Raw genomic sequence first — 18,456 nt, forward strand, 5'->3', positions numbered from 1 at the left:
GGATCAGTTCCGGTTCTTGTCCACCAGCTTGTTCGCGCCGATCCAGGGCATCATGCCGCGGAGCTTCTCACCGACCTGCTCGATCTGGTGTTCGGCATGACGGCGGCGGATGGCCTTGAAGCTGGGCTGGCCGGCGCGGTTCTCCAGCATCCAGTCGCGGGTGAAGCGGCCGGACTGGATGTCGTCCAGCACGCGCTTCATCTCCTTCTTGGTCTCCTCGGTCACGATGCGCGGGCCGGTGACATAGTCGCCGTACTCGGCCGTGTTGGAGATGGAGTAGCGCATGTTGGCGATGCCGCCCTCATACATGAGGTCGACGATCAGCTTCACCTCGTGCAGGCACTCGAAATAGGCCATCTCGGGGGCGTAGCCGGCTTCCACCAGCGTCTCGAACCCGGCCTGGACCAGATGGGTCAGGCCGCCGCAGAGAACGGCCTGTTCACCGAACAGGTCGGTCTCGCACTCTTCCTTGAAGCTGGTCTCGATGATGCCGGAACGGCCGCCGCCGATGGCGGAGGCGTAGGACAGCGCCACTTCCAGCGCGTTGCCGGAGGCGTTCTGGTGCACCGCCACCAGGCAGGGCACGCCGCCGCCCTTCAGATACTCGCCGCGCACGGTATGGCCGGGGCCCTTCGGGGCCACCATGAACACATCCAGGTCCGGACGCGGCTCGATCAGGCGGAAATGCACGTTCAGCCCATGGCCGAAGGCGATGGCCGCACCCTGGCGCAGATTCGGCCCGATCTCGTCCCGGTACAAATCGGCCTGCAGCTCGTCCGGCGTCAGGATCATGGTCACGTCGGCCCAGGCCGCAGCCTCCGCCGCGGTCACCACGGTCAGGCCCGCCTTCTCCGCCTTGGCGGCGGAGGCCGAACCGGGACGGAGCGCCACGCGCACCTCGGCGACGCCGCTGTCCTTGAGGTTCAGGGCATGGGCATGGCCCTGGCTGCCATAGCCGACAACGGCAACCTTCTTGCCCTTGATCAGGTTCACGTCAGCGTCGCGATCGTAATAGACGCGCATGGGAATGGTCCTTTTCTTAGTGCCGTTCGTTCAGCAAGTTGACTGCACAGGGTGCGGTTGGTCCAGGTATCAGAGCCCGCTTGTTCCGCGGCTCATGGCGACGGAGCCGGTGCGGCTCACATCCACCATGCCGAGCTGGGACATCAGGTCGATGAAGCGGCCGAGATCCTCGGCAGTGCCGGTGATCTCGAAAACAAAGCTGGTGATGGTGGCGTCCACCACGCGGGCCTTGAAGATGTCGGCGATGCGTAGCGCCTCCACCCGCTTCTCGCCCGTGCCGGCCACCTTCACCAGCGCCATCTCGCGCTCGATGAAGGGCCCCTCCATGGTCAGGTCCTTGACCCTGTGCACGGGCACCAGCCGGTCGAGCTGCGCCTTGATCTGCTCGATGATCATCGGGGTGCCGGTGGTGCAGATGGTGATGCGGGAAAGCTGCTGCTCCGCATTCACCTCCGCCACCGTCAGGCTCTCGATGTTGTAGCCGCGGCCGGAGAACAGGCCGATGACGCGGGCCAGCACGCCGGGCTCGTTATCCACGAGCACGCTGATCGTGTGGCGTTCGATAGCTTCCTGCACGGGCACGGGAGTGGTTCCTTCGTTTCTTGTTATTCGCGATGGTCTGGTTGGCAGGCCGGCGCCGACCTACACCTTCAGACCAGCACCATCCCCTCCTCCGGGGTGGCCTGTCCGACCTCATCGCTGGGGCCCAGCAGGATTTCATTGTGCGCCTTGCCGCCCGGAATCATGGGGAAGCAGTTCTCCTTGGGATCGACGCGCATGTCGACGATCACCGGGCGGTCCACCGCCAGCATCTCGCGGATGACATCATCCACCTCGCCGACCTGGCTGGCGCGCAGGCCCACCGCGCCATAGGCCTCCGCCAGCTTCACGAAGTCGGGCAGCGCCTCCGAATAGCTGTGGGAGTAGCGGCTGCCATGCAGCAGCTCCTGCCACTGGCGCACCATGCCCATCCATTCATTGTTCAGGATGAACACCTTGACCGGAAGCTTGTACTGGATGGCGGTGGACATCTCCTGGATGTTCATCTGGATGCTGGCCTCGCCGGCGATGTCGATGCACAGCGCCTTGGGATTGGCGATTTGCGCGCCGATAGCGGCCGGCAGGCCATAGCCCATGGTGCCCAGCCCGCCGGAGGTCAGCCAGCGGTTCGGCTTCTCGAACGGGATGAACTGGGCGGCCCACATCTGGTGCTGCCCGACTTCGGTGGAGACGAAGACATCGTCGCGGCCGGCGATGGCGGCGCGCAGCCGCTCCAGCGCGTATTGCGGCTTGATCACCTTGTCGGTGCGGTCGTAGCGCAGGCAGTCGCGGGCGCGCCAGACCTCGATCTGCTTCCACCATTCCGCCAGGGCCGGCTGGTCCGCCCGCTTGCCGCGCGCCTTCCAGATGCGGATCATGTCCTCCAGCACATGGGCGGCGTCGCCCACGATGGGGATGTCCACGGCCACGTTCTTGTTGATGCTGGACGGGTCGATGTCGACATGGATCTTCTTGGAGCCCGGCGCGAACTCGCTGATCTTACCGGTCACCCGGTCGTCGAAGCGGGCGCCGATGTTGATCATGACGTCGCACCCATGCATGGCGAGGTTCGCCTCGTAGGTGCCGTGCATGCCCAGCATGCCCAGGAACTGCTTGTCGGACGCCGGATATGCCCCCAGCCCCATCAGCGTGGCCGTGCAGGGATAGCCCGTCATCCGCACGAACTGGGCCAGCAGCCGGCTGGCGATGGGGCCGGAATTGATGACGCCGCCGCCGACATAGAAGATCGGGCGCTTGGCGTTCGCGATCAGCTCCACCGCCTCCTCCACCCGTGACAGGTCCGGCTTGACCTGCGGGCGGTAGGATTTCGGCTGGCTCTCGCCCGGCGTGCGGTAGGTCCCCTCGGCGAACTGCACATCCTTCGGGATGTCGATCACCACCGGGCCGGGACGACCGTTGCGGGCGACGTAGAAGCCCTCATGGATGGTGCGGGCGAGGTTGTTGACGTCCTTGACCAGATAATTGTGCTTCGTCGCCGGGCGGGTGATGCCGGTGGTGTCGCACTCCTGGAAGGCGTCGTTGCCGATCAGGTGGGTGGGCACCTGCCCGGTCAGGCAGACGATCGGGATGCTGTCCATCAGCGCATCCACCAGGCCGGTCACGGCATTGGTGGCGCCGGGGCCGCTGGTGACCAGCACCACGCCGACCTTTCCGCTGGACCGGGCATAGCCCTCGGCGGCGTGGACGGCCGCCTGCTCATGCCGGACCAGGATGTGCTTGATGTCGTTCTGCTTGAACAACGCGTCGTAGATGGGAAGTACGGCGCCGCCCGGATAGCCGAAGATCGTATCTACGCCCTGGTCCCGCAGCGCCTTCATGACGATCTCGGCCCCGGTCAGGCGGGAGCCGGAAACCACGGCGCCGTTCTGGGCGGCGGCGGTCTGGGCGGTGGTGTCGGCGGTGGGCATGGTACGAACTCATCCGAAATCTGCTGAAATTCCCGTCCTCTCGCAGTCGCGAGAGCGCGGCGGATCGGCAAACTAGTTGGATAAGTTCAAGGCGTCAACCCGGTTTGGAAATCTTCATTCCAATTCGGGCCGCAATCCTATTGCAAAATTTCATGGCGGCTATGCGATCCGTTAACTCTGCCGGATCGGTGCGCGGCGCTGCCGCAAGCTGGTTGCGGAACCAGGTGGACTGGCGCTTGGCATAGTTCCTGGTGAACTGCTGGGCCTTTGCGGTGGCGGTGGGCAGGTCCCAGTCACCGTGCAGATGGGCGCGCAACTCGGGCACGCCAAGCGCTTTCATGGCGGGAAGCATCGGATCGAGGTTCATGGCTTCCAGCGCCCGCACCTCCTCCAGCGCGCCCTGATCCAGCATGGCGAGAAAGCGGGAGTCGCATTGGGCGTACAAGCGTTCCCGCGGCGGCTCCACGACAAGCGGGTGGAAGGCCAGATCCGCCGGTACATCGTGGCGGCCGGTGCGCTGCCATTCGGTGATGCCCTGCCCGGTCGCCCGGACCACCTCAAAGGCCCGGACCACTCGCGTGGTGTCCGTCGGGTTCAGCCGGGCCGCCGTCTCCGGGTCCAGCGCCGCCAGTCGGGCATGCAAAGCGGGTGTGCCGATTTCCTGCTGAAGCTCCAGCGCCTCGCGTCGGATATCATCCGGGATGTCCGGGATCTCGACGATCCCCTGCATCAGGGTGCGCAGATACAGGCCGGTGCCGCCCACCACGATAGGCAGCCGACCTTCGGCATGGCTTCGGCGGATTTCCTCAATCGCCAGATCGCGCCAGCGCGCGGCGCTCATACGTTCCGATGGCGGAACGATCCCGTAAAGCCGATGCGGGACCCGCACCTCCTCCGGCCCCGGCCGGGCGGTGACGACGCGCAGCACCTGGTAGACCTGTATGCTGTCGGCGTTGATGACGGTTCCGCCCAACCGCTCCGCCAGCATCAGCGCCAAGCCCGACTTGCCGCTGGCGGTCGGGCCGCCAACCACCAGTACGGGGAGCACAGCGCCGGCTTGCGCGCCGCCCTCATCACCCGCATAAAGCCCCCGTTCCGTTCCCGACCTCTCGGACATCCCCGATGACCTCACTCGCCCTGTCCCATGTCCTGACCCTGATCGCCGATCCGGCGAAAGGCGGGCTGGACGATAGCACGGCGCGGCTGGCGCGCACCGCCCTGACGGAGCTTGGCGCCTCCACCACGCAGCCGGACTGGCTTGCTCCCGGCGTTGCCTGCGACATCGGCTTCGACCGGCTGAATGCCGATCAAGCCCAGGCCGCCGTGGCCCGCGCATTGGCGGGACGGCCCGTGGATGTGGTGGCGCAGGAGGCGGCAAGACGGCGCAAGCAGGTGCTGGTCGCCGACATGGAATCCACCATCATTCGGCAGGAGATGCTGGATGAACTGGGCGAGTTGGTCGGTGCGCGCGACCGCATCGCGGAGATCACCGCCCGCGCCATGAATGGGGAGCTGGACTTCAAGGCCGCCCTGCGGGAGCGGGTCGGCCTGCTGCAAGGGCTTCCGGCCACGGTGCTGACAGACATGATCGGGCGCGTCACCCTGATGCCGGGAGCGGAAAGCCTGATCGCTACCCTGCGCAGACATGGCTGCTACTGCGCCCTGGTTTCAGGCGGCTTCAAGACCTTCACCGCCCATGTACGCGGCCTGCTTGGCTTCGATGAGGATCAGGCGAACGATCTGGAGGCGGCGGATGGCAAGCTGACCGGCCGCCCCGTTGAGCCGATCCTGGACAAGGATTCGAAGCTCCAGGCCCTGATCCGCATCTGCTCGGCCCGTCAGGTGGCGCTGGACGCCGCCATGACGGTGGGCGACGGTGCGAACGACCTGCCCATGCTGCAGGCCGCCGGTCTGGGCGTTGCTTACCATGCCAAGCCCACCGTGGCGGCCCAGGCCCGTGCCCGCGTGGATCATGGCGATCTGACCGCCCTGCTCTACATCCAGGGTTACCGCGCGGGGGAGATCGTGACGGCGTAGTCGCGCCATCCTTTCAAGCCCCCTTCCCGGCCCCCGGCATTCGCCGCGCCCCTGGACCAACAAGAGCCGCCTCGACCGTGCCAGCCTCCGCTGGCGGCGGCCTACAGGCGGCTCATTTCCCGCCGGTGCAGAATTGCTCTCGCTTCTTCCTTCAGCATCCGTACTTGCCGGCCTTGTGCTGGTCGGACTCTTTGCCGGCGTGATCCGCGGGCTGACCGGCTTCGGCGCGGCCCTGGTGATCGCGCCAGGATTGACCCTGTTCATGTCACCGGAACTGGCGGTCCCGACCAACATGGTGGCGATCTGCGCCACCAACCTGCCGCTGGTCGTCGGCGCACGGCGGGAGGCCGATTATCATTCGGCCGGCTGGTTCTTCGCCGGTTCCGCCATCGCCCTGCCGTTCGGCGTCTGGTTGCTGGCGACGCTGCCGCGGGAGACGCTGGAATGGGCCATCGGCCTGTCCGTCATCGTGGCCGCCCTGCTGCTGGCCCGCCCGAAGTTCCGGCTTACCAACGTCACCCGCCCGTTCAAGGTCGGGGCTGGCATGATCGCCGGGCTGATGAACGGGTCCGTCGGGATGGGCGGGCCGCCGGTGATCCTGACCCTGCTGGCCTCCGGCGTTCCCCCGGTCACCAGCCGGGCGACGTTGATCGTCTATTTCACCGCCATGAATGCCGTCAGCGTGGCGATCATGGCGATTGGCGGCCTGATCGACACTCGGATTCTGATCTGGGCCGCCATCATCGTTCCCCCGCTCGCCCTGGGACAGCGAGGCGGCGAAATCCTGTTCCGCCGCGGCTGGTCAAACCATTTCCGCCCCATCGCCATCGGCCTACTGGTCGCGACCGGCGTGGTGGCTCTGCTCCATTAGGCGGGAAACCCAGCCGCCCCTCCCCAAACACAGAACCGCCGCCCGGCAAGGGGCGGCGGTTTTGCTTTATGGCAGGGCAGAGGATCGGGGTTCACCCCTCAAGGGACAGGGCCACGAACAGCAGCTCGCCCTGGCGTTCCACCAGCATAAGCAGCGCCTTCTGGCCGTTCTCCTTCGCCTTGGCGACACGCTCACGCACGTCGGCGGGGCTGGAGACCTCCTGCTGGCTGACCTCCACGATCACGTCGCCGGGCTGCAGCCCGCGTTGGGCAGCCGGCGTGTTCGGCTCCACTTTCGTGACGGCCACACCCTTGACCTGATCCGACAGTTCGAACTGCTGACGCACATCAGGAGTGATGGCGGCGAGGGAGACGCCCACCTCGGCGATGACTTCCGGCCCCTGCTCCGGCGCAGGCTGGCTCGGGCCGCCCGGCAGGGCAGCCTGCACCACCTCGGGCTGGAGTTCGCCGAGCGCGATTTTCAGGTCCTGCCGCTTGCCGCGGCGGAACACCTCCACATTCACGACTTTGTCCACCGCGGTCTCCGCCACCATGCGGGGCAGCGAACGGCTGCTCGTCACCGCGCGTCCGTCGAACTGCAGGATCACGTCGCCGGGCTTGATGCCGCCCTTCTCCGCGGGGCCGCCGGCAGTCACCATGGCGACCAGCGCGCCCTTGGTGTCGGGAAGCTGCATGCTGTCCGCGATCTCCGGCGTGACCGGCTGGATCTGCACGCCCAGCCAGCCGCGCCGCACTTTCCCGGTTTCACGGAGCTGGGCGATGACGTTCTTGGCCATGGCCGACGGAATGGCGAAGCCGATGCCGACCGAGCCGCCGGTCTGGCTGAAGATGGCGGTGTTGATGCCGATCACCTCCCCCTTCAGGTTCACCAGCGGGCCGCCCGAATTGCCGCGGTTGATGGCGGCGTCGGTCTGCAGGAAGTCGTCATAGCTGCCGGCATTGATGTCGCGGGAGCGCGCGGAAATAATGCCGGCGGTGACGGTGCCGCCCAGACCGAACGGATTGCCGATGGCGACCACCCAGTCGCCGACCCGGATCGTATCGCTGTTGCCCCAACCGAGCGTGGTCAGCTTCGCATTGGTCTCGACCTTCAGAAGGGCGAGATCGGTGGCCGGATCGGTGCCGATCAGCTCGGCGGTGAGTTCCGTCTGCTCCTCATCCTGGAAGATGACGGTGATCTCGTCGGCGCCCTCGATCACATGGTTGTTGGTGACGATATAGCCGGTGGCGTCGATCACGAAGCCCGAGCCCAGGGATGTAGCCTGGCGCGACGGAGCGCCGGGATCACGCTGCTGGCGCTCGAAGAAGTCGCGGAAGAACTCCTCGAACGGGGACCCCGGCGGGAATTCCGGCATCGGCACGGCCGGATGTTCGCCCCCTGCATTGGGCCGCTGACTGGTCGAGATATTGACCACGGCCGGCAGAATGCGCTCCGCCAGATCCGCGAAACTTTCGGGGGCAGCGCGCTGAGCCTGGGCCTGACCGGCCATCAGAAGTGCCGCGATCAGCGGCAGCGCCAGCACCCAGCCGAGCCAACGCTGGGCCGGCGGCACCACGGCGACAACCGCCTGACGCGCCCGCGGGCCGGTGGTGTGGGAGCGCACGGAATGGGTCACGTCTCTCTCCATAGGACCGGTTATGGCCGCCCGACTCCTGTAAATCCGGCGGCGAACAGAGGCGATCCGGCGGACGAGCCTCTCTCTTTGAACAATATAGGCTGAGGCTCAAACGTGGCGAAGCACTCGTTTGTGCTGGCTCTTCCTGAATCCGGAGCAGTGGATCAGGGCCGCAGCAACCAGACAAGGGCCACCCCGACAATGGCCGCGACAAGTCCCGCAGTGCGCAGGGTGGAGGATGGGGTTTCCGCGGCCATGGCGGCCATGCGCCTCATGCCGTCCGGCGCGGCGGCGTAGAGAAGGCCTTCGATCACCAGGACGAGGGCCAGTGCGGTCAGCAGGTCGATCACGTACGGTTCCGTTGCAGGCCGGCCTATCCGCCCGGGATTGCGCGGATAAGGGTCCGGACAGGAAAACGGCCGGGCCGGGGAAAGGCCCGGTCCGGCCGCACTGGAGGGAAAGGGTTTCAGACGCCGCCCGGATTACTGGCCCGGCGGCACCTCGGCGCCCTGCGCAGCGGGCGGAAGGGCAGCCTGCCCTTCCGGCGCCGGGGTGGGACCGCCGCCCTGCGCCGGCGGAGTCTGCGGGGAACGCACGGCCCCGGTATCTCCGAAGAAGCGGAAGAATTCGCTGTCCGGCGACAGAACCAGGGAGGTGTTCTCGTCCTTGAGCGCCTGCCGGTATGCCTCCAGCGAGCGGTAGAACTGGTAGAACTCCGCGTTGCGCCCAGCCGATTCGGCAAGAATGCGGATCGCCTGATTGTCGCCTTCGCCGCGCAGGACCTGCGCATCACGCTGCGCCTCGGCCAGGATGACCGTGCGCTCGCGCTCGGCGCGGGACCGGATCTGCTGCGCCTGCTCCTGACCCTGCGCACGGGCCTCGCGGGCCTCGCGCTCACGCTCGGACCGCATGCGCTCATAGACCGCCTGGGAGGTGGCTTCGGGCAGGTCGGCCCGGCGGATGCGCACATCGACGATGTCGATGCCCAGCGCTCGCGCCTCGTCATTCACCTGATCGCGGATGTTGGTCATTACCTTCGACCGCTCCTCCGACAGCACGGCCAGCAGGGTGACCGAGCCGAGCACGCGGCGGAGCGAGGAGTTGACGATGGTCGAGAGGCGCTGCTCCGCCGCCAACTCCGTACGCACCGACTGGTAGAAGCGGAGCGGGTCGGAGATGCGGTAGCGGGCGAAGGCGTCGACTTCCAGCCGCTTCTGGTCGGCCAGGATCACCTCTTCCACCGGCGGGTCCACGTCGAGGACGCGCTTTTCGATCATCACCGCGTCCTGCCAGGGCAGCTTGGCCTTCAGGCCGGGCTCCTGGATGGTCCGCTTCCACTCGCCGAACTGCAGCACCAGCGCCTGCTGGGTCTGCGCGACGGTGAAGAGCGAGGAGGACGCCAGGATGGCGACCGCCAGCACGACGATGCCGAGGATTATGAGCTTTCTGTTCATGTGAGCGCTCTCCTCAGCGCGACTGGGGCGCTGGCTGGGCCGGCCCGCTGGCCGGACCCTGCTGCCGCAGGCGGTTGGTCAACTGATCCAGCGGAAGATACGGCAGGACGCCGTTCGTACCGTTCTGGCCGCCATCCATGATGATCTTGTTGGTGCCGCCCAGAACGGCCTCCATCGTCTCCAGATACATGCGCTTGGCAGTCACTTCCGGATTGCTGTTGTAGGCCTCCAGCACCGAAACGAAACGCTGCGCATCACCCTGCGCCAGGCTGACCACCTCCTCGCGATAGGCGCTGGCCTCCTGGATCAGCCGCTCGGCCTCGCCGCGGGCGCGCGGGATGATGTCGTTGCGGTAGGCCTCGGCTTCGTTGCGCAGACGCTCGCGGTCCTGCCGGGCGCGCTGCACGTCGTTGAAGGCGTCCACCACCGCGGAGGGCGGGTCCACCTTCTGCAGCTGCACCTGCGTGACCGCGATACCGGCGTCATAGCTGTCGAGCATGGCCTGGAGGATTTCGCGGGTGCGGGTCTCGATCTGCTGGCGGGCTTCGGTCAGCGCCGGCTGGATGTCGGTCTGGCCGATCACCTCGCGCATGGCGCTCTCCGCGGCCTTCTTCACCGTCTGCTCGGGATCGCGGATGTTGAAGAGGTAGTCGGCGGCGGCGCCGGCCTCCTCCTTGACCTTCCAGAATACGGTGAAGTCGATGTCGATGATGTTCTCATCGCCGGTGAGCATGAGGCTCTCGTCCTCGACGTCCCGCTCGCTGCCGCCGCGGCGATTATCCCCGACGGAGCGGAAGCCGATCTCCATCCGGTTCACCGTGGTGACCTGGGGCGTGTAGACCGTCTCGATCGGCGATGGCAGGTGCCAGCGCAGGCCGGGCAGTTCCGTGCGGACATATTCGCCGAAGCGCAGCACCACGCCCGCCTCGTCCTGCTGGACGCGGTAGATGCCGCTGGCCATCCACAGGCCGCCGACAACCAGCAGGGCGAGCGCGATGCCCTTGCCGCTGCCGAACCCGCCGGGCATCACCCGCTTGAAGCGATCCTGACTCCTGCGCAGCAACTCCTCCAGGTCCGGACCCGGAGGCTGCGATCCGCCGCCGCCGCTCGGCCGGCCCCACGGATTGTTGTTGCCGCCTCCCGGAGGGGAGCCCCACGGGCCACCGCCCCCACCGCCGCTCTGATTATTCCAGGGCATTTCGACCGACCCTTCGTTTTCGTTCCTTGGACCCGAGCCCGGTGCTTTCAACGGGACCCCGGCCACCGTATATAAGCCGGAGACCGTGGGGAAGGAGTTCCGCCGCGGTCTACCGTCCGGATATTGGGAATCGCTTGGAGTTTTCAACCATGGCCGACATCACCGAGGCACAAGTTCTGGACGCGCTGAGGACGGTAAAAGACCCCGACCGCGGCCAAGATATCGTCGCTCTCGGCATGATTTCCGGATTGGTTATCAAGAACGGAAATGTCGGCTTCTCAATCGAGGTCGATCCGAAGCGTGGAGCTGCGCTCGAACCGCTTAGACGCGCCGCAGAACAGGCGGTCGACAATATTCCGGGGATCACCTCGGTGACTGCCGTTCTGACGGCCCATCGCGCCGGCCCGCAGATGCCTACCCGCGGCGCATCGGGCGGCCATTCCCACGATCACGGGCATGGCCACAGCCATGCACCGGCCCAGGGACAGGCGCAGAAGCCGATGGTTCCCGGCGTGAAGGCGATCATCGCCGTCGCCTCCGGCAAGGGCGGCGTCGGCAAATCCACCACCGCCGCCAATCTGGCGCTAGGGCTGGCCGCCAACGGCCAGAAGGTGGGGCTCCTGGACGCCGACATCTACGGCCCGTCCATGCCGCGCATGCTGGGCATCAGCGGCAAGCCGAACAGCCGTGACGGCAAGACGCTGGAGCCGATGGAGAATTACGGCATCAAGGTAATGTCCATGGGCTTCCTGGTGGCCGAGGACACGCCGATGATTTGGCGCGGCCCCATGGTGCAGTCGGCGCTGCAACAGATGCTGCGCGACGTCAACTGGGGCGAGCTGGACGTGCTGGTGGTGGACATGCCGCCGGGCACCGGCGACGCCCAGCTCACCATGGCGCAGCAGGTTCCGCTGGCCGGCGCCGTCATCGTCTCCACCCCGCAGGACATCGCCCTGCTGGACGCCCGCAAGGGGCTGAACATGTTCCGCCGCGTGGACGTGCCTGTACTGGGCATCGTGGAGAACATGTCCTACTTTTGCTGCCCCAATTGCGGCCATCGCTCGGACATCTTCAGCCATGGCGGTGCGCGGGCAGAGGCGGAGAAGCTGGGGCTGGACTTCCTGGGGGAGGTGCCGCTGCACATCGCCATCCGTGAAACCAGCGATGCCGGCCAGCCCATCGTGGTGGCCGACCCGACCAGCGAACACGCCAAATCCTACCGCGCCATCGCCGCCCGCATCTGGGAAAAAATCGGCGGCACGAGCGCCCGCCGCGCCGGCCCCCGGATCGTGGTGGAATAAGGCCGGCCGCAGCCTCCATCTCCAGGCCTGAATAAGCAAAACCGCCCGGTCAAAAGCCGGGCGGTTTTCGTTGATGCGGCGAAATGCTGCGCCGCGCAAAGCGCATGGGTCTTTTTCTTTCCAATCCTGTTCAGCAATGATACATAATATGCGCGATCCGCTGAGGGACGGACATGATGTATCAGAACGAACCGATCAAAGTTGCATATGCGTTCCGCGATGGAAGCCACAGCTTCCGCGCCACCGACCCGCGCACGGGCGATCTGGTCGTAAGCCACGGCGTGCCGGAAGTCGCCTATGAGCAGGTCACCCGGACGCTGAGCGAGCGTATCGCGGCCCAGCTCGGCGCTTATGCCCAGGCCCGTCCCCAGCTACCTTTCAGCGATTTCTGGACCTGGCTGCAGATGAATCCCATCGCGGCCATGCCCAACGCGCCCTGTCATGTGGAGTTCGCGTGGGAGATTCGGCACTGAGACCAGGCCCCCATCCTATAGCCTCGTGCCGAACCTGAAGGCGCCTGGGAAACCAGGCGCCTTCTTTTCTGTCGAGGTTCGGCCCTATGCCGGCGCGTGAAGGCGCTTTCCCATGAACAGGCTGCCGCCGCAGCTCGGATAGTCGCCGAAGCGCTCGCAGCGGGTGAAGCCCTGCCGCTCATAAAGCGCCACGGCCTCCTTCTGCTGCGGGCCGGTTTCCAGCCGCACCAAGGGCTGGCCCAGCGCCAGGGCCTCTTCTTCCAGCCTCTGGAGCAGCCTCAACGCAACATGCCGGCCCCGCATCTCCGGCCGGACATACATCCGCTTCAGCTCCGCATAGCCGTCATAGAGGCGGATCGCGCCGCAGCCGACGGCCCGGTCCCCGTCCAGGGCCAGCAGGAACACCGCGCCAGGCCCGGCCAGTTCCTCCACCGGGACCAGATGGTTGTCCTCGGGGCTGTACAGCGTGCCGAGATAGGCGTCCAGTTCCGCCACAAGGGCGCGGGCCTCGTCACAGCGCGGATCGGCCCTGGTGATTCTCAGCCCGTCGCCCATTGCCTCACCCCAGCGCCTGTTCGAGATCGTGGCGGAGATCGTCCAGATCCTCGATTCCGACGGAAAGGCGCACCAGCCCGTCGTCGATGCCCAGCGCCGTGCGCTGATCCACCGGGATGCTGGCATGGGTCATGATGCCGGGATGCTCGATCAGGCTTTCCACCCCGCCCAGGCTTTCGGCCAGGCTGAACAGCTCGCACCGTTCCAGCATGCGGCGCGCCGGCTCCAGCCCGCCCTTCAGATGAATGGTGATCATGCCGCCGCCGGCCCGCATCTGGCGCTTCGCCAGATCGTACTGAGCATGGCTCGGCAGGTGGGGATAGCGGACCTTGGCGACGGCGGGATGCGCCTCAAGCCACTCCGCCAGCGCCGCCGCATTCTCGCAGTGCCGCTCCATCCGGACCGCCAGGGTCTTCAGGCTGCGCATCACCAGGAAGCTCTCGAACGGCCCCTGGATGCTGCCCACGGCATTGTGCAGGAAGGCCAGCTTGTCCGACAGCTCCCCCTGCTCCCGCGCAACCACGACGCCGCCCACCATGTCGGAGTGGCCGTTCAGGTACTTGGTGGCGGAGTGGCTGACGATGTCGAAGCCCAGCTCCAGCGGGCGCTGCACCCAGGGGCTGGCGAAGGTGTTGTCGCAGACCGTGATGATGCCGCGGCGGCGGCCGATGGCGGCCACAGCCTCCAGGTCCGCCAGCTTCAGCAGCGGGTTGGTCGGCGTCTCCACCCAGATCATCCGGGTTTCCGGCCGGATCGCAGCCTCCACCGCCGCCGGGTCCGCCATATCGACGAAGCTGAAGCTCAGCCCCGCGGTACGCTTGCGCACCCGCTCGAACAGCCGGTAGCTGCCGCCATAGAGGTCGTCCATGGCGATGACGTGGCTGCCGGCATCCAGCAGTTCCAGGGTCGTCGCCTGCCCAGCGAGGCCGGAGGCGAAGGCGTAGCCGCGCGCACCGCTCTCCAGGTCGGCCACGCACCGCTCATAGGCCATGCGGGTCGGGTTCTGGCTGCGGCTGTATTCATAGCCCTTATGGACGCCGGGGCTTTCCTGGACGTAGGTGGAGGTCGCGTAGATCGGCACCATGATGGCGCCGGTCGTGGGGTCCGGCTCCTGCCCGGCATGGATGGCGCGGGTGGAGAAACCCTGGCGGTTGGGGCGGTGGGTGGTCATGAAGTCCCTTCCAGCATGGCCGCCGAAGCGGGGCGCCGGGCCGCGGCCATGGCCGCCAGCTCCCCCATGATCTCTTCCAGGCGGGCGATGAAGCGATGGATGTGGAGACCATCTACCAGCCCGTGATGGGCCTGGACGGCGATGGGAAAGCGCAAGCGGCCATCGGCATGGGCGAACTTGCCGACGGCGATATTGGGAATGGAGCAATCGCCGAAGCGCGCCATCGGGTGCTGGATCGCCGTGAAGCGCAGCCAGGGCAGGCAGGTGACGAACAGATAGTCGCGATCCGTCAGCGGCGTCAGCCGCAGCTCCACCGCATCGCGCGCCAGCTCCCGGTCGGCCAGATAGGCAGCGAGGTAGGCATCGAAATCATCCGTATGGTCCAGGGTGGAGAAGTTCAGGTTCTCCCCCCTGCCCAGCACGGTGTAGGACAGGCGCAGCCGCTCCACCCGCGACACCTTGCCGTCCAGCAGGCGGAGGCGGAAATTCTCCACCTCCATGCTGGCCCGCCCGATGCCGTGCAGCAGCAGGGCGAAGGGCGGGATGCCGGCCGCCTTGGCCGGGGCGGTGAAATCGATGCACTCCGCCTCGGCCGTGATGTTCACGGCCGGCTGGTCATAGGTGCCGAACAGCGCGATCTGCGCCTGCCGGTCGATCATGATGGTTCTCCCAGGGCCCGATCAGCCCATCTGCCGTCGCAGATAGTTCAGCAGGTCCATCCGGGTCAACAGGCCAAGGAAACTGTCCCCATCCACCATGATGGCCACCATGTTGCGGTCGAACAGGTCGGTCAGGGTCTTGATATCCGCCGTTACCGGCACGGTCACCAGCCGGTTGACCATGGCGGTATAGACCTTGTCCTTGAAGCGCGTGGGGTCCTTCTGGACGTGCAGCAGCAGATCGCTTTCATCCAGGATGCCGACCACCCGATCGCCATCCATGACGGGAAGCTGGGAAACCTCGCTGATCCGCATGCGCTTGTACGCCGTGAGCAGCGTGTCCTCCGGCCCGACGGAGACGACCTGGCCCTTATCGTAGCGGCGGGTCATCAGGTCGCGCAGATCGTTGTGCCGCTCCTGCTCGATGAAGCCCTGGTCGGCCATCCAGGCATCATTGAACATCTTGGACAGGTACTTGTTGCCGGTGTCGCAGACCAGCGTGACCACGCGCTTGGGCTCCGTCTGGTCCCGGCAGTACTTCAACGCGCCGGCCAGCAAGGTGCCGCTGGAGGAGCCGCCGAGGATGCCCTCCTTGCGCAGCAGCTCACGGGCGGCGTTCAGGCTCTCCGCATCGGTGACGTAATAGGCGGCCTTGGCGTACTGCAGGTCGCAGTTGGGCGGCACGAAATCCTCGCCCACGCCTTCCACCACCCAGCTTCCCGGCTCCTCATGGGTGCCCTTGTTGACCAGGTCGGCGATGATGGAGCCGGCGGGATCGGCGATCACCATTTCCGTCTTGGGGCTGGCCTTGGCGAAGAAGGCGCCCAGCCCCGTCATGGTGCCGCCGGAGCCCACGCCGCAGACCACGGCATCCACATCCCCGCCCATGTCGCGCAGGATTTCCGGGCCGGTCCATTCCTCATGCGTCCTGGGGTTCACCGGGTTGGCGAACTGGTTGACGTAGAAGCTGCCCGGGATCTCCTTCGACAGCCGCTCCGCGATGTCTTGGTAGTAGTCGGGATGGCCCTTGCCGACGTCGGAGCGGGTGATGCGCACCTCCGCCCCCAGGGCGCGGAGATGGTTGATTTTCTCCACCGCCATCTTGTCGGGGATGACCAGGATCAGCCGGTAGCCCTTGGCGGCACAGATCAACGCCAGCCCGAGACCCGTATTGCCGGCCGTGGCCTCGATCACCACCCCGCCCGGCCCCAGCCGCCCATCGGCCTCCGCCGCCTCGACCATTTTCAGGGCGATGCGGTCCTTGATGCTGCCGCCGGGATTCTGGTTCTCCAGCTTCAGGTACAGCTCGCACGGGCCGGTATCGAATCGGGTGACCCGGACCAGCGGCGTGTCGCCGATCATGGACAGGATGGCGGGCGTCGCAGTGGTCTGCGGCATGGCGGTGTCAGGCATGATCCTCCCCTGGATCTTATGGATTTGCATCCAGGAGAACGCAGAACAAGGGCCTCGGCAACCGCCTTCCGAGCCGCGAAATCAAGCTGCGCGGCGCACTCCCGCGGCGAACGATTCCGGCGGAATCGGACGGCCGGCGGCATCGATCAGTCCGCGCCCGTGCAGGCGCTGGACATTCTCGGCCAGATTCGCCGCGCAGGAGGGCCGCTCCCACCCCTCCAGCCAGTTCTGCTCCAGGAACGCCAGGATGGCCGGCTGGCCGAGTTCAGCCTCCCACAGGATGCCCAGAAGGCTGGCCAGAGCCTCCTCCTCGATTTGGGTTTCCTGGTCGACGGACAGGACGGCATTGGCCTCGTCGATCCGACCCGTCTCCGGCCCGGCTCCGAGGCCGAAATCCTTCAGGCCGCGCCGCTCCGGCGGGGCGACCAGCCAGTGCGCCACCTCATGGATCAGCACATAGGCTTCCGACCGGGTGCGGATGGCGCGGCCATCATAGGAATAGGCGTCCTGCGGCGCTTCATCGATCGTCTCGATCCCGAAACGATGGCACAGCTCCACGGCCTGCGCCCGGTGCGCAGGCGTGTCGTAGCCCTGCGGCACCAGCTCCAGCGTCGCCGCGATCCGATCGAACACCTGCCGCGCCAGGGTTCCGGGGGCGAGATGGCCCCGGACGGCGGCGATGGCGGCAGGCAGTTGGTCTTCCGGGATGTGGGTCAGTTGCATCGATCAAGCACCAGGATTCGATAGGCCGGGCTGTCCGGCCCTGCCGCCTCCGCCCGCTCCAACTCATTTTCCTGGAAGGCAGCGCGGCTGAAGTCGGGGAAATAGGCATCGCCGGCCGGTTCGGCATTGACCTCGGTCAAATAGACGCGGTCCGCCACCGGCAGGGTCTCGCGGAACAGCGCCTCCCCGCCGATCACCATGATCTCGTCCAAGCCGGCGTCCGCCGCCAGCCGGCGCGCTTCGGCCAGTGCGGCATCCAGCTCATGGACCACCGTGGCCCCTTCGGCGCGGTAATCCCGGTCACGGGTCAGCACCAGATGCGGCCGCCCCGGCAGCGGCCTGGCCCCGAAGCTCTCCCACGTCCGCCGGCCCATGACCATGGGCTTTCCCATGGTGGTGCGCTTGAAGAACTTCAAATCGCCGGGCAGCTTCCAGGGCAGGCGGCCATCCACCCCGATGACCCCGTTCCGGGCCACCGCCGCGATCAGGCACAGCTTGGTCATACCGCCACCTCCGCCTTGATGGCGGCATGGGGCTCATAGCCCGACATCTCGAAATCCTCGATCCGGTAGCCGTCGATGCTGTCCGGCCTGCGCAGGAGCCTCAGGGTCGGGAATGGCCGGGGATCGCGGGTCAATTGCAGCTCCGCCTGCTCGAAATGGTTCGAGTAGAGATGGACATCGCCGCCGCTCCAGACCAGCTCCCCCGGTTCCAGCCCGGTCTGCTGCGCCAGCATATGGGTCAGGACGGAGGCGCCTGCGATGTTGAAGGGCAGTCCCAGCAGCACGTCGGCGGAGCGCTGGTAGAGGAGGCAGGACAGCCGCCCGCGCGCCACATGGAACTGGTAGACCATGTGGCAGGGCGGCAGGGCCATCCCCTCCACCTCCGCCACGTTCCAGGCGTGGAACAGCAGCCGGCGGCTGGCCGGGTTGGTGCGGATGCCCTGGATCAGGCCCGCGATCTGGTCGTGCTCCCGCCCGTCAGGCCCCAGCCAGCGCCGCCACTGCTTGCCATAGACGGGGCCGAGATCGCCCCATTTCTCAGCGAAGTCCGGCTCCTCCACGATGCGACGCTCGAACGCCTCCATCGTGATCCGGTCGCCGGTGGCCTCGCGATAGGCCTTCAGCGGCCAGTCGGTCCAGATCTTCACGCCTTGGGCGACCAGCGGTCGGATGTTGGTCCCGCCGGTCAGGAACCACAGCATCTCGCGGAAGCAGGTCTTCCAATAGACCCGCTTGGTGGTCATCAGCGGAAAGCCGGCCCCGAGATCGAACCGCATCATCCAGCCGAACACGCTTTTCGTGCCCACACCGGTGCGGTCCATGCGCTCGTCCCCATGGTCCAGGATGTGGCGCAGCAGATCGAGATATTGCTGTTCGGGATGGGGGAGCATCGTCATACACCGGCTGGGTTCGCGATCCCCAACGTGCCAATCTGGGCGGAAAAAGGAAAGGCCCGGCGGTTTCCCGCCGGG

At 66.6% G+C, this 18,456-nt stretch carries 19 protein-coding genes; 4 read left to right on the forward strand and 15 right to left on the reverse strand.

The window, feature by feature from the left end:
- Positions 1 to 3: 3 nt before the first annotated feature.
- From ilvC to miaA, 4 genes are all read right to left on the reverse strand, one after another.
- Positions 4 to 1,023 carry a ketol-acid reductoisomerase gene (gene ilvC, locus DOL89_RS10055; protein ID WP_119679027.1) on the reverse strand — a complete coding sequence of 340 codons (1,020 nt, stop codon included), beginning with the start codon at positions 1,021 to 1,023 and terminating at the stop codon, positions 4 to 6.
- A gap of 69 nt (positions 1,024 to 1,092) precedes the next feature.
- Positions 1,093 to 1,599, reverse strand: coding sequence for an acetolactate synthase small subunit (ilvN, locus tag DOL89_RS10060; RefSeq protein ID WP_119680357.1), 507 nt, complete (start codon positions 1,597 to 1,599; stop codon positions 1,093 to 1,095).
- Positions 1,600 to 1,673: 74 nt separating this feature from the next.
- Positions 1,674 to 3,401 carry an acetolactate synthase 3 large subunit gene (locus tag DOL89_RS10065; RefSeq protein WP_449768888.1) on the reverse strand — a complete coding sequence of 576 codons (1,728 nt, stop codon included), beginning with the start codon at positions 3,399 to 3,401 and terminating at the stop codon, positions 1,674 to 1,676.
- A gap of 184 nt (positions 3,402 to 3,585) precedes the next feature.
- Positions 3,586 to 4,608: a tRNA (adenosine(37)-N6)-dimethylallyltransferase MiaA gene (gene miaA / locus DOL89_RS10070; protein ID WP_119679029.1), complete on the reverse strand. Its 1,023-nt coding sequence runs from the start codon at positions 4,606 to 4,608 to the stop codon at positions 3,586 to 3,588.
- A gap of 20 nt (positions 4,609 to 4,628) precedes the next feature.
- Here miaA and serB point away from each other — a divergent pair, with 20 nt between their 5' ends.
- Both serB and DOL89_RS10080 read left to right on the forward strand, forming a co-directional pair.
- Positions 4,629 to 5,528 (forward strand): phosphoserine phosphatase SerB, encoded by a 900-nt coding sequence (gene serB, locus DOL89_RS10075; protein WP_119680358.1) that lies wholly within the window; start codon positions 4,629 to 4,631, stop codon positions 5,526 to 5,528.
- Positions 5,529 to 5,661: 133 nt separating this feature from the next.
- On the forward strand, positions 5,662 to 6,399 hold the full coding sequence (locus DOL89_RS10080; RefSeq protein WP_162937438.1) for a sulfite exporter TauE/SafE family protein: 738 nt from the start codon (positions 5,662 to 5,664) through the stop codon (positions 6,397 to 6,399).
- A gap of 91 nt (positions 6,400 to 6,490) precedes the next feature.
- On the opposite strand, the gene DOL89_RS10085 is transcribed toward DOL89_RS10080, so the two are convergent.
- The 4 genes from DOL89_RS10085 to hflK all read right to left on the reverse strand — a co-directional run bounded on the left by DOL89_RS10085 (position 6,491) and on the right by hflK (position 10,687).
- Positions 6,491 to 8,047, reverse strand: a complete 1,557-nt coding sequence (locus DOL89_RS10085; RefSeq protein WP_119679031.1) for a DegQ family serine endoprotease — start codon at positions 8,045 to 8,047, stop codon at positions 6,491 to 6,493.
- A 152-nt stretch (positions 8,048 to 8,199) separates the two neighbouring features.
- Complete coding sequence (locus DOL89_RS10090; protein WP_119679032.1) at positions 8,200 to 8,385, reverse strand: DUF2065 domain-containing protein; 186 nt, start codon at positions 8,383 to 8,385, stop codon at positions 8,200 to 8,202.
- Between the two features lie 132 nt (positions 8,386 to 8,517).
- Entirely contained in the window at positions 8,518 to 9,489 is a 972-nt protein-coding gene (gene hflC, locus DOL89_RS10095; protein WP_119679033.1) for a protease modulator HflC, read from the reverse strand.
- Positions 9,490 to 9,502: 13 nt separating this feature from the next.
- The gene (gene hflK / locus DOL89_RS10100) at positions 9,503 to 10,687 is read right to left on the reverse strand and encodes an FtsH protease activity modulator HflK (RefSeq protein WP_119679034.1); all 1,185 of its coding nucleotides are present in this window, start codon (positions 10,685 to 10,687) and stop codon (positions 9,503 to 9,505) included.
- A 149-nt stretch (positions 10,688 to 10,836) separates the two neighbouring features.
- Here hflK and apbC point away from each other — a divergent pair, with 149 nt between their 5' ends.
- The gene (gene apbC / locus DOL89_RS10105; RefSeq protein ID WP_119679035.1) at positions 10,837 to 11,988 is read left to right on the forward strand and encodes an iron-sulfur cluster carrier protein ApbC; all 1,152 of its coding nucleotides are present in this window, start codon (positions 10,837 to 10,839) and stop codon (positions 11,986 to 11,988) included.
- A gap of 173 nt (positions 11,989 to 12,161) precedes the next feature.
- Entirely contained in the window at positions 12,162 to 12,461 is a 300-nt protein-coding gene (locus DOL89_RS10110) for a hypothetical protein (RefSeq protein ID WP_119679036.1), read from the forward strand.
- Positions 12,462 to 12,545: 84 nt separating this feature from the next.
- Here DOL89_RS10110 and DOL89_RS10115 read toward each other — a convergent pair whose 3' ends face one another.
- From DOL89_RS10115 to thyA, 7 genes are all read right to left on the reverse strand, one after another.
- Positions 12,546 to 13,016 carry a GNAT family N-acetyltransferase gene (locus DOL89_RS10115; protein ID WP_119679037.1) on the reverse strand — a complete coding sequence of 157 codons (471 nt, stop codon included), beginning with the start codon at positions 13,014 to 13,016 and terminating at the stop codon, positions 12,546 to 12,548.
- Positions 13,017 to 13,020: 4 nt separating this feature from the next.
- On the reverse strand, positions 13,021 to 14,187 hold the full coding sequence (locus tag DOL89_RS10120; protein ID WP_119679038.1) for a trans-sulfuration enzyme family protein: 1,167 nt from the start codon (positions 14,185 to 14,187) through the stop codon (positions 13,021 to 13,023).
- Positions 14,184 to 14,846, reverse strand: a complete 663-nt coding sequence (locus tag DOL89_RS10125) for a CatA-like O-acetyltransferase (RefSeq protein WP_119679039.1) — start codon at positions 14,844 to 14,846, stop codon at positions 14,184 to 14,186. The genes DOL89_RS10120 and DOL89_RS10125 overlap by 4 nt, the downstream gene beginning before the upstream one ends.
- Before the next feature lie 21 nt (positions 14,847 to 14,867).
- The gene (locus tag DOL89_RS10130; protein WP_225889755.1) at positions 14,868 to 16,259 is read right to left on the reverse strand and encodes a pyridoxal-phosphate dependent enzyme; all 1,392 of its coding nucleotides are present in this window, start codon (positions 16,257 to 16,259) and stop codon (positions 14,868 to 14,870) included.
- Between the two features lie 81 nt (positions 16,260 to 16,340).
- On the reverse strand, positions 16,341 to 16,982 hold the full coding sequence (locus DOL89_RS10135) for an elongation factor P hydroxylase (RefSeq protein ID WP_119679040.1): 642 nt from the start codon (positions 16,980 to 16,982) through the stop codon (positions 16,341 to 16,343).
- Positions 16,973 to 17,485, reverse strand: a complete 513-nt coding sequence (locus tag DOL89_RS10140; RefSeq protein WP_119679041.1) for a dihydrofolate reductase — start codon at positions 17,483 to 17,485, stop codon at positions 16,973 to 16,975. Before DOL89_RS10140 ends, DOL89_RS10135 begins: the two co-directional genes overlap by 10 nt.
- Positions 17,482 to 18,375 (reverse strand): thymidylate synthase, encoded by an 894-nt coding sequence (gene thyA / locus DOL89_RS10145; RefSeq protein WP_119680360.1) that lies wholly within the window; start codon positions 18,373 to 18,375, stop codon positions 17,482 to 17,484. The genes DOL89_RS10140 and thyA overlap by 4 nt, the downstream gene beginning before the upstream one ends.
- Positions 18,376 to 18,456 lie beyond the last annotated feature (81 nt).

It is taken from the genome of Indioceanicola profundi, from assembly GCF_003568845.1.
GTDB lineage: Bacteria > Pseudomonadota > Alphaproteobacteria > Azospirillales > Azospirillaceae > Indioceanicola > Indioceanicola profundi.

What these genes read in the sequence shown, in the direction of transcription:
- DOL89_RS10065 (WP_449768888.1), bottom strand. Translation starts at nt 3,401, where the DNA reads ATGAAGGCGCTGCGGGACCAGGGCGTAGATACGATCTTCGGCTATCCG.
- DOL89_RS10110 (WP_119679036.1), top strand. Translation starts at nt 12,162, where the DNA reads ATGATGTATCAGAACGAACCGATCAAAGTTGCATATGCGTTCCGCGAT.
- DOL89_RS10125 (WP_119679039.1), bottom strand. Translation starts at nt 14,846, where the DNA reads ATGATCGACCGGCAGGCGCAGATCGCGCTGTTCGGCACCTATGACCAG.
- apbC (WP_119679035.1), top strand. Translation starts at nt 10,837, where the DNA reads ATGGCCGACATCACCGAGGCACAAGTTCTGGACGCGCTGAGGACGGTA.
- hflK (WP_119679034.1), bottom strand. Translation starts at nt 10,687, where the DNA reads ATGCCCTGGAATAATCAGAGCGGCGGTGGGGGCGGTGGCCCGTGGGGC.
- ilvC (WP_119679027.1), bottom strand. Translation starts at nt 1,023, where the DNA reads ATGCGCGTCTATTACGATCGCGACGCTGACGTGAACCTGATCAAGGGC.
- DOL89_RS10130 (WP_225889755.1), bottom strand. Translation starts at nt 16,259, where the DNA reads ATGCCTGACACCGCCATGCCGCAGACCACTGCGACGCCCGCCATCCTG.
- DOL89_RS10135 (WP_119679040.1), bottom strand. Translation starts at nt 16,982, where the DNA reads ATGCAACTGACCCACATCCCGGAAGACCAACTGCCTGCCGCCATCGCC.
- thyA (WP_119680360.1), bottom strand. Translation starts at nt 18,375, where the DNA reads ATGCTCCCCCATCCCGAACAGCAATATCTCGATCTGCTGCGCCACATC.
- DOL89_RS10085 (WP_119679031.1), bottom strand. Translation starts at nt 8,047, where the DNA reads ATGGAGAGAGACGTGACCCATTCCGTGCGCTCCCACACCACCGGCCCG.
- DOL89_RS10115 (WP_119679037.1), bottom strand. Translation starts at nt 13,016, where the DNA reads ATGGGCGACGGGCTGAGAATCACCAGGGCCGATCCGCGCTGTGACGAG.
- hflC (WP_119679033.1), bottom strand. Translation starts at nt 9,489, where the DNA reads ATGAACAGAAAGCTCATAATCCTCGGCATCGTCGTGCTGGCGGTCGCC.
- DOL89_RS10140 (WP_119679041.1), bottom strand. Translation starts at nt 17,485, where the DNA reads ATGACCAAGCTGTGCCTGATCGCGGCGGTGGCCCGGAACGGGGTCATC.
- DOL89_RS10120 (WP_119679038.1), bottom strand. Translation starts at nt 14,187, where the DNA reads ATGACCACCCACCGCCCCAACCGCCAGGGTTTCTCCACCCGCGCCATC.
- miaA (WP_119679029.1), bottom strand. Translation starts at nt 4,608, where the DNA reads ATGTCCGAGAGGTCGGGAACGGAACGGGGGCTTTATGCGGGTGATGAG.